Source organism: Ruegeria denitrificans, assembly GCF_001458295.1.
In the GTDB taxonomy this organism is placed as follows: domain Bacteria; phylum Pseudomonadota; class Alphaproteobacteria; order Rhodobacterales; family Rhodobacteraceae; genus Ruegeria; species Ruegeria denitrificans.
Genome location: NZ_CYUD01000013.1, coordinates 1 through 15,356 on the forward strand (window position 1 = coordinate 1; position 15,356 = coordinate 15,356).

At 59.1% G+C, this 15,356-nt stretch carries 14 protein-coding genes and 2 pseudogenes; 4 read left to right on the top strand and 12 right to left on the bottom strand.

The features are described 5' to 3' along the window. The first annotated feature begins 72 nt into the window (after positions 1 to 72). Entirely contained in the window at positions 73 to 369 is a 297-nt protein-coding gene (locus RUE5091_RS17740) for an antibiotic biosynthesis monooxygenase family protein (protein ID WP_058283397.1), read from the top strand. A 99-nt stretch (positions 370 to 468) separates the two neighbouring features. On the opposite strand, the gene mutT is transcribed toward RUE5091_RS17740, so the two are convergent. From mutT to RUE5091_RS17755, 3 genes are read right to left on the bottom strand one after another with little or no spacing between them, the layout of a single operon-like run. Next, positions 469 to 867, bottom strand: coding sequence for an 8-oxo-dGTP diphosphatase MutT (gene mutT / locus RUE5091_RS17745; RefSeq protein WP_058283292.1), 399 nt, complete (start codon positions 865 to 867; stop codon positions 469 to 471). Then, a complete protein-coding gene (argJ, locus tag RUE5091_RS17750; protein ID WP_058283293.1) occupies positions 864 to 2,090 on the bottom strand; it encodes a bifunctional glutamate N-acetyltransferase/amino-acid acetyltransferase ArgJ in 1,227 nt (408 codons plus the stop codon). Before argJ ends, mutT begins: the two co-directional genes overlap by 4 nt. Before the next feature lie 5 nt (positions 2,091 to 2,095). Then, the gene (locus RUE5091_RS17755; protein WP_058283294.1) at positions 2,096 to 2,944 is read right to left on the bottom strand and encodes a peptidylprolyl isomerase; all 849 of its coding nucleotides are present in this window, start codon (positions 2,942 to 2,944) and stop codon (positions 2,096 to 2,098) included. 176 nt (positions 2,945 to 3,120) lie between these two features. Between RUE5091_RS17755 and secA the strand changes: the two genes are divergently transcribed. The 3 genes from secA to RUE5091_RS17770 all read left to right on the top strand — a co-directional run bounded on the left by secA (position 3,121) and on the right by RUE5091_RS17770 (position 8,444). Continuing rightward, positions 3,121 to 5,838 carry a preprotein translocase subunit SecA gene (gene secA / locus RUE5091_RS17760; protein ID WP_058283398.1) on the top strand — a complete coding sequence of 906 codons (2,718 nt, stop codon included), beginning with the start codon at positions 3,121 to 3,123 and terminating at the stop codon, positions 5,836 to 5,838. Between the two features lie 100 nt (positions 5,839 to 5,938). Further along, positions 5,939 to 6,862, top strand: a complete 924-nt coding sequence (locus RUE5091_RS17765) for a hypothetical protein (RefSeq protein ID WP_058283399.1) — start codon at positions 5,939 to 5,941, stop codon at positions 6,860 to 6,862. 25 nt (positions 6,863 to 6,887) lie between these two features. Next, entirely contained in the window at positions 6,888 to 8,444 is a 1,557-nt protein-coding gene (locus RUE5091_RS17770) for a phosphate ABC transporter substrate-binding/OmpA family protein (RefSeq protein ID WP_058283295.1), read from the top strand. Between the two features lie 4 nt (positions 8,445 to 8,448). On the opposite strand, the gene radC is transcribed toward RUE5091_RS17770, so the two are convergent. From radC to thiD, 9 genes and pseudogenes are all read right to left on the bottom strand, one after another. Beyond that, positions 8,449 to 9,204: a RadC family protein gene (gene radC / locus RUE5091_RS17775; protein ID WP_058283296.1), complete on the bottom strand. Its 756-nt coding sequence runs from the start codon at positions 9,202 to 9,204 to the stop codon at positions 8,449 to 8,451. Positions 9,205 to 9,242: 38 nt separating this feature from the next. Then, positions 9,243 to 10,097: pseudogene (locus tag RUE5091_RS17780) on the bottom strand (thiaminase II/PqqC family protein); the annotation flags it as partial. Continuing rightward, positions 10,094 to 11,028 (bottom strand): annotated as a pseudogene (locus RUE5091_RS17785) (ABC transporter substrate-binding protein). The pseudogenes RUE5091_RS17780 and RUE5091_RS17785, both read right to left, overlap by 4 nt. Positions 11,029 to 11,047: 19 nt before the next feature. Then, the gene (locus RUE5091_RS17790) at positions 11,048 to 12,010 is read right to left on the bottom strand and encodes a HesA/MoeB/ThiF family protein (RefSeq protein WP_058283297.1); all 963 of its coding nucleotides are present in this window, start codon (positions 12,008 to 12,010) and stop codon (positions 11,048 to 11,050) included. Next, on the bottom strand, positions 12,007 to 12,603 hold the full coding sequence (locus tag RUE5091_RS17795) for a thiamine phosphate synthase (protein ID WP_058283298.1): 597 nt from the start codon (positions 12,601 to 12,603) through the stop codon (positions 12,007 to 12,009). Before RUE5091_RS17795 ends, RUE5091_RS17790 begins: the two co-directional genes overlap by 4 nt. Continuing rightward, positions 12,600 to 13,364, bottom strand: a complete 765-nt coding sequence (locus RUE5091_RS17800) for a thiazole synthase (RefSeq protein ID WP_058283299.1) — start codon at positions 13,362 to 13,364, stop codon at positions 12,600 to 12,602. The genes RUE5091_RS17795 and RUE5091_RS17800 overlap by 4 nt, the downstream gene beginning before the upstream one ends. 2 nt (positions 13,365 to 13,366) lie before the next feature. Next, positions 13,367 to 13,561, bottom strand: coding sequence for a sulfur carrier protein ThiS (gene thiS / locus RUE5091_RS17805; RefSeq protein ID WP_058283300.1), 195 nt, complete (start codon positions 13,559 to 13,561; stop codon positions 13,367 to 13,369). Then, positions 13,545 to 14,522 carry an FAD-dependent oxidoreductase gene (locus RUE5091_RS17810; RefSeq protein WP_058283301.1) on the bottom strand — a complete coding sequence of 326 codons (978 nt, stop codon included), beginning with the start codon at positions 14,520 to 14,522 and terminating at the stop codon, positions 13,545 to 13,547. The genes thiS and RUE5091_RS17810 overlap by 17 nt, the downstream gene beginning before the upstream one ends. Further along, entirely contained in the window at positions 14,519 to 15,322 is an 804-nt protein-coding gene (thiD, locus tag RUE5091_RS17815) for a bifunctional hydroxymethylpyrimidine kinase/phosphomethylpyrimidine kinase (protein WP_058283302.1), read from the bottom strand. Before thiD ends, RUE5091_RS17810 begins: the two co-directional genes overlap by 4 nt. Positions 15,323 to 15,356: the final 34 nt, after the last annotated feature.

Sequence of the window (15,356 nt, forward strand, 5' to 3'; positions counted from 1 at the left end):
GAAAGGAACGGACCGCCTCGATATCAGCGCATGGGCGATCCGTGCAACAACGCCGATAGAAAGGTTGTTCGCATGATTATTCGAATATTTCAGGTCGTGACGCGACCCGGCAAAGAAGAAGAGTTTGGTAAGTTCTTTCACGAAACGGCGATCCCTCTCATGAAAGGAACCAGGGGGATTGTTCAGGTCATACCGGGTGCCCCGCGTTTGGATACGCCCAGAGAGTTCAGTTTCGTTATGGTTTGGGAAAGTCTTGAAGCGCTCAAGGCGTTCGTTGGTGACGACATTTCCAGCCCCCATATTGACCCGATGGAGGCCGAACTGGTCGAGTCGCGCTCGATCAAACACTATGATCTAGTTGAGGGTTAGAACCCTGAATTTGTCTGTCGCTTCAGCGTGTTCCGCGCCAGTAACATTGCCCCATGTAACTGTGGTTTAGACAGCCCAGCCAAATGAATGCTCTTTTTTCTATAACCAATCCCGCAAAACCGGGATCAATGGCACATCCGCCGCAGGCATGGGATAGCTCCGCAGATCTTTCGCCCGGACCCACTTCAGGGCCTGCCCTTCCTTGGACTGTGGGATTCCCTCCCATTTTCGGCAGGCAAAGAGCGGCATGAGAAGATGAAAATCCTCATAGCTGTGGCTGGCGAAGGTCAAGGGCGCGAGGCACGAGGCCCAGGTGTCGATGCCCAGTTCCTCGTGCAATTCGCGGATCAGGGCGGCCTCGGGGGTTTCGCCGGGTTCGATCTTGCCGCCGGGGAATTCCCAAAGACCTGCCATGGATTTGCCTTCCGGGCGCTGAGCCAGCAGCACGCGGCCCTCGATATCGATCAGGGCGACCGCGGAAACCAGAACCGTTTTCACGAGCGATAATCCGCGTTGATCTCAATATATCCGTGGGTCAGGTCGCAGGTCCATACGGTGGATTTACCCTCGCCCAGCCCCAGATCGACCGAGATCACCAGATCCTGACCTTTCATATAGGCAGCGGCGGCATCTTCGCTGTAATCGGGGCTGACCCAGCCTTTCTCGGCCACCAGAATGTCACCAAAAGAAATGCTCAGCAGGTCACGATCCGCCGCGGCACCGGATTTGCCGATGGCCATGACCACGCGCCCCCAGTTCGGGTCCTCGCCCGCGATGGCGGTTTTCACCAACGGAGAGTTTGCGATTGCCAGCCCGTGCACCTTGGCATCTGCGTCCGAGGCCGCCCCGGTCACTCGGATTTCCACGAATTTCGTGGCCCCCTCACCGTCGCGCACCACTTGCTGCGCCAGATCCAGCATCACCCCTTCCAGCGCGGCGGCAAAGGTAGCATTGCCGGTGGTATCCACACCCGACGCCCCGGTCGCACACAGCAATAGCGAGTCCGAGGTCGAGGTATCGCTGTCCACCGTGATGCAGTTAAACGTCCGGTCCGTCTGCGCGCCCAGCAGCGCCTGCAGCGCCGATTGCTCAACCTGCGCGTCGGTGTAGATGTAAACCAGCATCGTCGCCATGTCGGGCGCAATCATGCCCGATCCCTTGGCAATACCCGCAATAGAGACTGTTTTTCCATCAATCTCGACCTGCGCGCTGGCCCCTTTCGGGAATGTGTCCGTGGTCATGATGGCGCGCGCCGCGTCTTCTACCGCGTGACGGCTGAGGCCCGCTTTCAGGGCCTCAAGCTGTGCCACGATACGGTCATGGGGCAACAGTTCACCGATCACACCAGTGGACGAGGTAAAAACCCGCGCAACCGGAACGCCGGTTGCGTTGGAAACGGCCTGCGTCACCTCGGCCACCGAGGTCTGACCGTAGTGGCCAGTAAAGGCATTGGCATTGCCGGAATTCACCAGGATCGCTGCTGGCCCGTCGCTGGCGCCGCCGATCTTGTCCTGACAGTCCAAAACCGGGGCAGCGCGTGTGGCCGACCGGGTGAACACCCCGGCCACCGAAGTGCCGGGGTCCAACACCGCCAACATCACATCAGTACGGCCCTGATAGCGCACACCGGCCTCGACAGTGGCAAACCGCACACCGTCAATCGCAGGCAGATCGGGAAAGGCCGCCGGGGCCAGCGGAGAAACCTTGGTGATCGTGGCCACGGGGGTTACTCCTGAATCAGTTCGATCTGACGCAGTGCTTCGGGGCCTGCACCCTCAGCAGCGGGGCGCTCAATGTCGGCCTCGCGGGTCAGGTCGTCGATCCGCGCCTGAATAACACCTTGCTGCAAGGTTTGGGTCAGCTCGGCGCGCACTTGTTCCAGTTCCGGTGCTTCGGTTTTGCGCTTGTCGTTCAGGGTGACCAGATGCCAGCCGAACTGGGTTTGCACCGGCTCGGAGATCTGACCCTTGTCCAGCGCGATCACAGCCGCCTCGAACTCCGGAACCATCTGGCCCGGTCCGAACCAACCCAGTTCACCCCCGTTCGGGCCTGACGGGCCAGTCGAATGTTCTTTGGCCATCTCGGCGAAATCGGCGCCGTCGTCCAGCTGAGCCTTGATATCCTTGGCCTGCTCTTCCGTCTCAACCAGAATATGGCTGGCGTTGAATTCGTCCGTGCCCTCGAAATCCGCGTATTGGCCATCATACGCGTCTTGTATCACGTCGTCGGTCAGATTTTCTTCGATCAGCGCATTTACCGTCTGCACCGCCCGCAATGAACGTTCCTCGTTTTCCAGGGCCAGCTTGTTCAATGTGTTCAGCCCGTCCTGTTGTTGGCTAAGCAATTGTTGCTGAATCATCTGATCGAGGATCAGATCGTACAGAACGGTATCTTCGATCTGCTGATATTGCTCAGGCAGAGCCGCTGCGGTGGCGATGACGTGACCCAATGTGATCTCGTCCCCGTTCACGCGGGCGACCACGGTGGCGGCGTCAGGTTTGGTTTCGGCGGCCAATGGCAGGGCCATCGCGGCAGCTAACGCCAACGATGGCAGAAAAGTGAGGCCTTTGGGCATGGAATCATCCTATTTCTTGGCCGCGACGGGGCGTGGCGTTGACACTCTGGGACCTGCCGCTTACATCGCTTTGAAGCCTTGGACAGGGCCGCCTTTCTCCCCCCGTATCTATGGGTTGCGCGCAAGGTGGGCAAGCCTGTCAAAACCAAGACAAGAACAGATCCGCTGGAGTGAACATGCTGGGACTCGGAACGCTCGCCAAAAAGGTGTTCGGAACACCGAACGACCGCAAGATCAAGGCGACCCGCCCGCTGGTCGAACAGATCAACGCGCTGGAACCCGAGTTCGAGAAACTGTCCGATGACGGCCTGATCGAAAAAACCGCCGAGCTGCGCAAACGTGCGCTGGACGGTGAAAGCCTGGATAGCCTGCTGCCTGAAGCGTTCGCGAACGTACGCGAAGGTGCAAAACGGGCACTGGGCCTTCGCGCCTTTGACGTGCAGCTGATGGGTGGTGCCTTCCTGCATCAGGGCAATATCTCGGAAATGAAGACGGGTGAGGGTAAGACTTTGGTCGCCACCTTCCCGGCCTATCTGAATGCGCTGACCGGCAAAGGGGTCCATGTGGTCACGGTGAACGAATACCTGGCCAAGCGTGACTCGGAATGGATGGGCAAGGTATTTGCCGCAGTGGGCATGACCACCGGCGTGATCTGGTCGGGCCAGCCTGACGCCGAGAAGAAAGCGGCCTATGCCTGCGACGTGACCTATGCCACCAATAATGAGCTGGGTTTCGATTATCTGCGCGACAATATGAAGGCGGAACTGGACCAGATTTACCAGAAATACCACAATTTCGCGATTGTGGACGAAGTGGACTCGATCCTGATCGACGAGGCGCGGACGCCGCTGATCATTTCGGGGCCGTCGCAGGACCGCTCGGATCTGTATACCGCCATTGATGGGCTGATTCCGTCTTTGCAAGACGATCACTATTCGCTGGACGAAAAGTCCCGCAACGTGACCTTTACCGATGAAGGCAACGAGTTTCTGGAACAGCAGCTGATCGCCGCGGGCCTGATCCCCGAAGGGCATTCTCTGTACGATCCCGAAAGCACCACGGTTGTGCACCACGTCAACCAGGGCTTACGCGCGCATAAGCTGTTCACGCGCGACAAGGATTACATCGTCCGTGACGGCGATGTTGTCCTGATCGACGAATTCACCGGCCGGATGATGCCGGGCCGCCGCCTGTCCGAAGGTCTGCATCAGGCCATCGAAGCCAAGGAAGGCGTGCAGATTCAGCCAGAAAATGTCACGTTGGCCAGCGTAACCTTCCAGAACTATTTCCGCCTGTACGACAAGCTGGGCGGCATGACCGGCACCGCCCTGACCGAGGCCGAGGAATTCGCCGAAATCTATGGTCTGGGCGTGGTTGAGGTTCCGACCAACAAGCCGATTGCCCGTTTGGACGAAGACGATCAGGTCTTTCGCACCGCTGGTGAGAAATATGGCGCGATGATTGATCAGACCAAGGAAGCACGGGAAAAGGGCCAGCCGGTCCTGCTGGGCACGACGTCCATCGAAAAGTCCGAACTGCTCAGCCATATGCTGCAAAAGGAAGGCATCGAGCACAACGTTCTGAACGCCCGCCAGCACGAGCAAGAGGCGCAGATCGTCGCCGATGCCGGCCGTCTGGGCGCAGTGACTATTGCCACCAACATGGCGGGTCGCGGCACCGACATTCAGCTGGGCGGCAATGTGGAAATGAAAGTTCTGCAGGCGATGGCCGAGAACCCCGAGGCCGACCCGGCCCAGCTGCGTGCCGCAGAAGAAGCCCGCCATGCCGAGGAAAAGGAAAAGGTTCTGGCGGCCGGTGGCCTTTACGTGATGGCATCTGAGCGCCACGAAAGCCGCCGCATCGACAACCAGCTGCGCGGTCGTTCTGGCCGACAGGGCGATCCGGGCCGCACCGTGTTTTACCTGAGCCTTGAAGACGATCTGATGCGCATCTTCGGCTCGGAACGACTGGACAAGGTTCTGACCACGCTGGGCATGAAAGAGGGCGAAGCGATTGTGCACCCCTGGGTCAACAAGTCGCTGGAGCGCGCGCAGTCCAAGGTCGAAGGCCGCAACTTTGACATGCGCAAGAACGTTCTGAAATTCGACGACGTGATGAACGATCAGCGGAAAGTGGTGTTCAGTCAGCGTCGTGAAATCATGTCTTCGGACGACTTGTCCGAGATCGTGTCGGACATGCGTGAACAGGTGATCGACGATCTGATCGACGAGCACATGCCGCCAAAATCCTATGCCGATCAGTGGGACACTGACGGTCTGCACGAAGCGGTCAAGGATAAGCTGACCATCGACGCGCCCGTACAGGACTGGGCCGCAGAAGAAGGCGTGGATGACGAACAGGTACGCGAACGCCTGATCAACGCCGCAGACGAGATGATGGCGCAGAAAGCGGCGGCCTTTGGCCCGGAAAACATGCGCAACATCGAAAAGCAGGTGCTGTTGAACACCATTGACGGCAAATGGCGCGAGCATCTGCTGACTCTGGAACATCTGCGCTCGGTCGTTGGGTTCCGCGGCTACGCCCAGCGTGATCCGCTGAACGAATACAAAAATGAAAGCTTCCAGCTGTTCGAAGGGATGTTGGACAGCTTGCGCGAAACCGTGACCCAGCAATTGTCACGCGTGCGTCCACTGACCGAAGAAGAGCAACGGGAAATGCTGGCACAGATGCAGGCGCAACAGGCTCAGTCGCAACAAGCGGTCGATCAGGCCGCCAGTCAGGCCGAAGCGGTGGCCGAGGCAGATGCTTCAGGCGATCCGCTGCCCGGCTTTGTCGAGGATGACCCCAGCACTTGGGGTAACCCGTCGCGCAACGACCGGTGCCCCTGTGGGTCAGGCAAGAAATTCAAACACTGCCACGGTCGCCTGACCTAACGTCACCCCATTTGAGACACATTGAGTCCCCGTCACGGCCACATATTGGCCGTGATTCGGAATCAATATGCGACTCGCTCCTTCAACTGGGGAGGGTGTCTTGTTTGTAATAAAGAACTACGTAACCACCGGCGGCACAGTCGCTTGTGCGCTGGCTATTGGTTACCTGATGCAGAATGGATTCCCTGCGTGGTCAAACGACGTGCAGGGCACTGAACTTGCGGCCGCTGGTCAAAGCGCAGATTTTCCCGGGCTGGAGGACATTGTCTTGACCTCCTCGACCCCCGCCCAGGGATCGGTCCGCGCAACCCCTGCGGCACGACAAAGTCAGACTTCCGGTCGGTCAACCCCCTTGGACCGTACCGACTGTCGTCTCGGTGCACGTGCGCACTCCGTTCCCGGTGCTGCAGCACGCCTGATCGTCAAAGCCCCTTGCCATGGCAATGAGCGGATCGAGATACATCACAATGGCCTGACCGTGACCCGGCAGACAGACGCCAACGGCACGTTGGACCTGACAATTCCTGCCTTGTCGGAATATGCGATCTTTCTGATCTCGCTTGACGATCAGAAAGGGACCGTGGCCACCACACACATACCGGACATCAGCCAGTATTCCCGCATCGCCCTGCAGTGGCAGGGTCAGACCGAACTGCAAATTCACGCGCTGGAGTTTGGTGCCAGCTATGGTGACACAGGTCATGTGTCGGCTCAGTCCGACACGCAAGGTGCGGGCAATGTCATTCATATGACACAGCCCACATTCACCGATGCCCGCAATATCGAAATCTATTCCTTTCCCACGGCGCAATCGCATCAATCCGGATCGATTGAATTGACTGTCGAGGCTGAGGTCACGGCAGAAAACTGCGGCACGGATCTGCAATTGCAGTCTCTGGAACTGCGCGAGGATCGGGAACTGCGGTCGCGCGAACTCATGCTGAACTTTCCTGACTGTTCCAAAACAGGTGAGTTTCTGGTGTTGAATAATCTGTTCCAAAACCTGACAATCGCGGCAAACTAAAACCGCAGGCAGGCTCGAACTTCCAATGACATTTCTTCGTGTGGCGGCGGCTGCACTGTTTTCGGCAACACTTGGCACCGCCGTTCAGGCGCAGGACATCACGCTCACCTCTCATGACCGCAAGGTCGAGGTGACCGGCACGCTGCTGGGATTTGATGGCGAATTCTACCGCGTCGACACTCAATTCGGTGAATTGACAGTGGATGGGTCGGGCGTAACTTGCGATGGCCCCGCCTGCCCCAACCTGACAGATTTCGTGGGTGAATTGCGGTTTTCGGGCTCTTCAGTCATGGCCGAGAAGGTGCTGCCAGCGCTATTGATGAGCTTTGCCGAACAGGAAGGGCTGTCTGCCACACCGCGCCGCTCCGATCCTGACACATTGACCTATGAGCTGCACCAGACCGGTCGCGATGCGCCGCTGGGTCGGTTCTTTTTCGACATCAGCAATACTGGTCAGGGCTTTGCCGATCTGATCACAGATCAAACCGATATCGTCATGGCCCTGCGCGAAATCCGACCGGCCGAACAGGAGGCCGCAGAAAGGGCCGGGCTGGGTGATCTGACCAGTGCCCGTCGGTCACGGGTTATTGCGCTCGATGCGCTTGTGCCTATCGTTGCGCCGGATAATCCGGTCCCCTATATCTCACCCGCTGATTTGGCGCAGGTGCTTTCCGGTGCGATTGACAACTGGTTCGCCTTGGGTGGGCCGGACGCACCGATTGCACTGCATCTGCCCGCTGCGGGATCCGGGCTGGCTCAAGGGGTAGAGGATCAGTTACTTTCACCGGCCAGTGTCGTGCTGTCTGACAGTGTAACCCGACATGACCGCAGCAGCGATCTGGTCCATGCGGTAGCCAAGGACACTTTTGCCATCGGCATTGCCAGTCAGGCCGAGGCTGATGTCGCCCGTGCGCTGCCTCTAACCGGCGGGTGTGGCCACGTGTTGTTGGCCACCCGACAGACGATCAAAACCGAGGATTACCCGCTGACCTCGCCCATGTTTCTCTACCTGCCAAAGCGCCGCTTGCCTCGTATCGCGCGGCAGTTTCTGGCGTATACCCAAAGCGCTGATGCTCAGATGGCAATCCGCAATGCCGGTTTTGTCGACCAGGAACCAGAAATGATGCGGATCGGACTGCAAGGGGATCGTCTGGCCAATGCGGTGGCCTCCGGCGGCCCGGAAGTAGGGTTGGAGGAATTGCAGCGTATGGTCGATACCCTCAGACCTATGTCCCGGCTGTCGCTGTCAGTCCGGTTCGAGGCGGGCTCATCCCGCCCCGATGCGCAATCGCGGTCAAACATTCAATATTTGGCCCAGCAGCTTGAGACCGGGACACTGGGCGCACGCAAGCTGGTTTTTGTTGGATTTAGCGATGGCGACGGCGCCGCGATTTCGAATAAGAGAATTGCAATGTTACGCGCTAAAACCGTCCGCAATGCAGTGTTGGCGGCGGTGGAAACGGCTATTCCCGACAGTATCGAGTTGCAGGTCGATGCCTTTGGCGAGGCGATGCCGATGGCCTGCGACGACACAGACTGGGGCCGTAAAATCAATCGCCGGGTCGAAATCTGGGTTCAGTAATCCGCTACAGATATCCCTGCGACCGAAAGCTCAGCTCATTCGATTTGCCGATAATCAAATGATCGTGCAATGTCAGCCCCAGCGCCAGGCAGGCATCCTGAATCCGGTTGGTCATGTCGATATCTGACTGCGACGGGGTTGGATCGCCCGAAGGGTGATTGTGCACAAGGATCAGGGCCGAGGCATTCAACTCCAACGCCCGTTTTGCAACCTCTCGCGGATAGACCGGAACATGATCCACGGTGCCCTTGGCCTGTTCCTCATCCGCGATCAACACGTTCTTGCGGTCCAGGTAGAAGACCCGGAACTGCTCGGTCTCGCGATGCGCCATCGTCGTGTGGCAATAGTCCAGCAGCGCATCCCAGCCCGAGATCACGTGCCGCTGCATCACTCGCGCGCGGGCCATGCGATGGGCGCAAGCCTCTAGTATCTTCAGGTCGGTGATCACCGTATCGCCAACGCCCTTGATCTGTCGCAGCCGTTCCTCGGGCGCGGTCAGAACCCGGTTGAAATCCCCAAACGTATCCATCAGCGCCCGCGCCAACGGTTTCACATCCTGCCGCGGGATGGAGCGGAACAGGACCAGCTCCAGCAGTTCATAGTCCGGCATCGCTGCGGACCCGCCGGACATAAACCTTTCGCGCAGGCGTTTGCGATGATCCTTGATATAAGACGGCAATCGCCCCGAAGGTAGCGGCGCCACCGGGGCTTCGTCACTTTCAAACAGCATCGGGGCTTCGGCAAAGGCGTCCTGAGTCATGCGCCCAGACTGGCGCAGAATCGGTTTCTGAAAGGTTAACGCTCCTCATCCGCCATACGTGTCGCGGCGCAACGCACTAGCACCAAGAACACGCCCAGCGTCAGCACCGCTGCGAACATCAGGTCTGTCATGGCACGGCAATTGGCCAGTAACATCAAGTATCCCAACCCTTTCGAGGGCCCGACCCATTCACCGATCACCGCGCCGATGGGCGCATAGACCGCCGCCAGACGCATCCCAGACGCCAGCGAGGGCAGGGCCGCCGGAATACGGATATGACACAGGATCGCTCGTGGACCGGCCTGCATGGTGCGCGCCAGATCCAGATAGCCCTCTGGCGTGCGCATCAGGCCATCGAAAAACGAGGCGGTAATCGGAAAATAAATGATCAGCACCGCCATCGCCACCTTGGACCACGGCCCATAGCCCAGCCACGGTGTCAGCAGCCGGGCAAGCGCAATGTCAGGCAAGCCTGCGTGAAGACCAGCATCGGCTGCACCAATACCCGTGCAACCCGCGAACTAGCCAGTTGCAGCGCGGTCAGCACGCCCAACACCGTGCCGACGATCAGGCCCACAACAACTTCGATCGCTGTCAGAACCGTGTTTTCAGCAATGTGCCAGCGGTTCTGCCACCAGGTTTCGGCCACCAACGCGTTGACCGTGGCCACGGCGGTCAGCATCTCGGATTGGGTTTCGGAATTCACCGCCAGCGCCCAAGCACGGGAAAAGTGTATCAGGAACACGTAATCCTGCCGCAAAATAATACAGAAATGCCTCTCGCGGCAGAGAGCCCTCCTTCACCCCTTGGACAAAGGCGTGGCGGGTGTATTTCCGCCACGGCTCCTGTGCCGCATCACGCATCAGCGCTAAGGCTCTGCCATAGTCGCTCATTGCGCAGTCACGTCGATGGTGATGTCGCTGACCGGATTGATGCTGTCGATCATGCCGCTGTCCTTCAGGAACGCCTCGAACCGGGCGTAGCGACCTGTATCAAAGCCCGCCGGACGCAAGGCTAAACGGGGCAGAGTATCAACCTAGGCACGCGCGTTCAGTTCATCCTGCAATTCCTTTGAGGTGGCGGCAAAAATTTCCCAGCTTATTTCAGGGTTGTTCACCATGAACTGCGTCGCCTTATCCGTGGCGGCCAAGAACAGTGCGACCTTGTCGGCATCCATCGCGTTGGGATTGGCGACATAGATCAGCTCGTCATAGGGCGGATCGCCTTACTCCTCGATATAGAAGCAGCGATCCGCAACACTTTCGATATCCATCTGGTTCAGTTCGAAATTGCGGAACGCTCCGATGACCGCGTCCACCTGACCACTCATCAGGGATGGCAAGAGTGAGAAGTTAACGTTGATCATCTCGATGTCATCCAGCGCCACGTGATGGGTGTTTAGCATCGCAGACAGCACGGCCTCTTCCACGCCAGCGACCGAAAACCCAACTTTTTTGTCCTTGAGGTCGGCAAGCGTTTCGATCGGACCATCCTCAAGCATCAGCAGACAGTTCAGCGGTGGGGCAACCAGCGTGCCCACACGTTTCAGGGGCAGGCCTTCGTGGTTCTGCAGATGCAGCTGCGGTTGATAGGACACGACCAGATCAACTTGTCCGGCGGCCAACAGGCGGGGTGGGGCCGAGGCATCGGCAGGCGGGATGATTTCAACTTCCAGCCCTTCATCCACGGAATAGCCGTTTCCTGCGCAATGATGATGGGACCGTGATTGGGGTTGACGAACCAGTCCAGCAGAACAGTCATCTTGTCCGCAGCCCAGGCCGCCGTTGCGGCCATCAGGGCGATGGCGGTGAACAGTTTCCTCATGCTTCGCGTGTCCTATTATTCAGGAGGTTGACGCTGCGATGAGAACGATCTCGCCCGTCCAATCCGGTTGAATTTGTTCGGCTGCCCGCCAGGCGCGCCGGCCAGTGGCACAGCAAAGCGCCAACCGCTTTCCTTTGTTAGGCTCAGTTTTCAAAGAATCCACCGATCCACGCCGCGCGTTGAGATGGATAGGTTCAGGACTTTCAGAAGGGCTGCGCAACTCGATAATCAGATCATCTGCGGTCAATTGGCTGACGGAAAGAAACGGAAAATGTTGTGCCGGTTCTGGCGCGCCGTCGAAGCGAAAGTTTGAACTGCGCAGTGTCCGCGCATCAAGCTGCACCATCTGCCCCAGCGGCGAGGGATCCATATCGAGGATCACGCACAGCGTCATTTGCGCCTGCATCGCGCCAATCATACCCACAACGGGGCCTAACACCCCGGCGCTGGCACAGCTCGCGCCACTGTCCGGAGCATCCGGGAATACCGCACGCAAGGACGGGGCACCACCACAGAACCCACCAACATAACCAGACAACCCCAAAACGGATGCACTGATTAAGGGCTTACGTTGCACGAAACAGGTATCCGACAGGATGTAACTGGCGGCATAGCTGTCTGCGCAGTCCAGAATGATGTCGGATTCCGCGACAAGTTTGTGGACATTTTTGTTAGTTAGGGCCTGATTTTCAGCAACCACCGTGATTTCACCATTCATCGCACGACAGCGTTCTGCTGCGGCGCCAGCCTTGGCGCACCCACAATCGGATTCGGTAAACAACGTCTGCCGGTGCAAGTTCGATATCGCGACCTCATCCGGGTCCATGATGGTCAGGTGCCCGACCCCAGCCCCGGCAAGTAATGGCAAGACCGGCGCGGCCAGCCCTCCTGCACCAACCACCAGAGCCCTCACACCGGATAGGCGGGCCTGCCCTGCCCTCCCAACCTCTGGCAGAATCATCTGGCGGGCATAGCGGCTCATCGCGTGACCTCGATCCATTCGCGTACGCGGGTTTCGGGATCCGCGTTCAACGTAATGTCTGTGACGACCGAAATGATGTCGGCCCCCGCCTGCAGGGCGCTCGGCGCGCGCGCAACACTCATGCCGCCAATCCCGATCAAAGGGATATCCCCAACCCGCGCCTTCCATTCGGTGACGCGAGGCAGACCCTGCTGTTCCCACTTCATTTTCTTCAGAATCGTCGGATAGACCGGACCCAGAGCCACATAGTCCGGACCCATGGAAAGGACGCGCTCCAGCTCATCATCATCATGGGTGGAAACGCCCAGTTTCAGCCCCGCCTTGCGGATGGCATTCAGATCGGCCGCGTCCAGATCCTCTTGCCCGAGATGAATCCATTCGCAACCGGCTTCAATCGCGTGCTGCCAGAAGTCATTGACCACCAGCACAGCGCCATGAGCCCGGCACAGGTCTCGCGACTGTGCAATCTGATCACGCACAACCGCATCGGGCTGATCCTTGATCCGCAGTTGCACCAGCTTCACACCAAGGGGCAGCATCCTGCGCAACCAGTCCGCGTGATCAAAGATTGGATAAAATCGGTCTAACATCATGATAAAAAAGCCTTTCCAATCACCGGAGTGGAAGGCTCGGCCATATCGCGCGCCTCGATCGGGTCGACCAGATCGGCCAATTGCCCGGCCTCAATCGCCAGCATCATCGCACGAGCCATGGCGGCGGGATCCCCGGCCCGTGCGACAGCGGTGTTGAGCAGAACGGCGTCGTAGCCCAGCTCCATTGCCTGCGCGGCGTGGCTGGGCAGGCCAATCCCGGCATCCACCACCAGCGGCACGTCGGGGAATTCGGCGCGCATGGCACGCAGGGCATATTCATTGTTCAGCCCCCGTCCTGACCCGATGGGAGCACCCCATGGCATCAGCACCTCACACCCGGCGGCCAGCAGGCGTTCACCCACGATCAGATCGTCGGTTGTGTAGGGGAACACGTGAAACCCGTCCTCGGTCAGAATGCGCGCGGCCTCGACCAATTGGAACACATCGGGTTGCAGGCTGTCAGTGTGGCCGATCAGTTCCAGCTTGATCCATTTGGTGTCAAACACCTCACGCGCCATATGGGCCGTGGTCACGGCTTCTTTGACAGTGTGGCACCCTGCAGTGTTTGGCAGAATGAGCACGCCCAGCTCGCAGATCATCTGCCAGAATGTCTGCCCGGCCCCGGATTCACGTCGCAGGGATACTGTGGCCACGCCCGCGCCACTGTCACGAAACGCCTGTTCCAGAATGGCTGGGCTGGGATACTGCGCTGTACCCAGCATCAGCGGGTTGGACAATTGGGTGCCGTAAAAGCTTTTCATCCTCAGCCCCCCTGCATCGGCGCGACGACCTCAACCCGGTCGCCGTCAGCCAACTTGTGCGCAATGCGCAGGCCTGCGGGCACAAAACCCTCGTTCACTGCCGTCGCCACCCGCCCCGAGAATCCACATTCAACCAACAGGTCCGACAAGATTTCAGCACACACCTCGCGCGGTTCACCATTAAGCACGATCTTCATCGACCATCTCCGAATGTTTGTTTTCCAGCGCCAGATCAGCCACGCCCTGCGCCAGCGCCGGGGCCAGCAGATAGCCATGGCGATACAGCCCGTTGGCGTAAATCGAGCGCCCCAGCCGTCGGATACGGGGCAGGTTGTCCGGGAACGCCGGACGCAGATCAACGCCGATTTCGAGCACCTCAGCCTCACCAAAAGCGGGGTTCAACGCATACGCAGCGCTGAGCAATTCCAGCATGGATCGGGCCGTGATGCGGCTGCTGTCCTCGCTTTCGATCATCGTCGCGCCCAACATGTAGACGCCGTCGCCGCGCGGAACGATGTACAGCGGCATCCTTGGGTGCAGCAGACGCACGGGGCGGGTCAGGGTCACATCCAGACAGCGGATCACCAGCATCTCACCCTTCACACCGCGCAGGTCGTGCAATACCTCACGAGCGTGCAGACCGCGGCAGTCGATTGCGTTCTCTAATCGGGTTGGAGCCAGCTTACGGTGGAACGTGACCCCCTGATCCAGCAATTGTCGGTGTAGATCACGTAGTGCCTGACGCGGGTCCAAATGCCCCTCATCCGGAAAGTGCAGGCCTTTGGTAAAGCTGGATAGATCAGGCTCTAAATATGAAATTTCGGCTTGATCGACCTTAAAATACTTCTCGGTTCGGCGGGCAAACCGGCGCAGATCCGGCAGATCGCGTGGATTGGAAACAACCAATGTTCCTCGTTGTTCCACCCGAGTGCGCTTACTCCACCAGTTTAAAGCCGTCTGCCCCAGCCGCAAAACCGGTTCTTCGGCGTTTTCAAACTCACACCACGGGGCCAGCATGCCGCCCGCCCACCAGGAACACCCATGCGGACCCGGAGGGCCACCGGGGTCGAACACCTCAACCCTCTCCCCGCGCGACGCAAGCTCGCTGGCCACGGCCAAACCGGCCACACCTGCCCCTATGACGGACCAGACCGTCACGCGGACCAGACCCGATGGAAATGATGAACCGGACCGTGCCCCTGCCCGACCATTAGAGTGTCAGCTTGGACAATGGACCCTTGCAGATAGTCATGCGCCTGCGCAACCGCGTCGGTCAAACCAAGCCCCTGCGCCAACCCGGCCGCAATAGAAGACGACAGGGTGCAACCGGTGCCATGCGTGTTGCGCGTATCGCGTCGGGGAGCGATAAATTCGGCCATAGCACCGGTAGAGTCTATCAACAGGTCGCGGCAAACATCCCCACGCCCATGCCCGCCTTTCATCAGCACTGACTGCGCCCCCAATTCGCACAGCGCTATTCCCTGTGCGATCATCTGATCGGGGGTTTCCGCATCCGAAACACCCAGCAAACAAGCGGCCTCGGGCAGGTTCGGCGTCAGTAGGGTCGCGCAGGGTAAAAGAATGTCACGCAGGGTCCGCACCGCATCTTGCGCCAGCAGGGCATCGCCGGATTTGGCAATCATCACCGGGTCCAGAACCACGGGGCCGTTAAACCCTGCGATGGCCTCGGCAACAGTTTGGATAATGTCAGGCGTCGCAAGCATACCGATCTTGATCGCGCCCACGTTCAAATCGGTCAGCACCGCGTCAATCTGGGCGGCAATCACGTTCAGCGGTATCCCATGCACTGCCGTCACGGCCCGCGTGTTCTGCGCTGTAACCGCTGTGATCACGCTAGCCCCATAGACGCCCAGCGCGGACATCGCCTTGAGATCCGCCTGAATCCCAGCCCCGCCGCCACTGTCCGAGCCCGCAATAGTCAGGGCAATATGCGCCATGTCGTTGCTCCATCTTCTAGGGGCAACGCAGCAT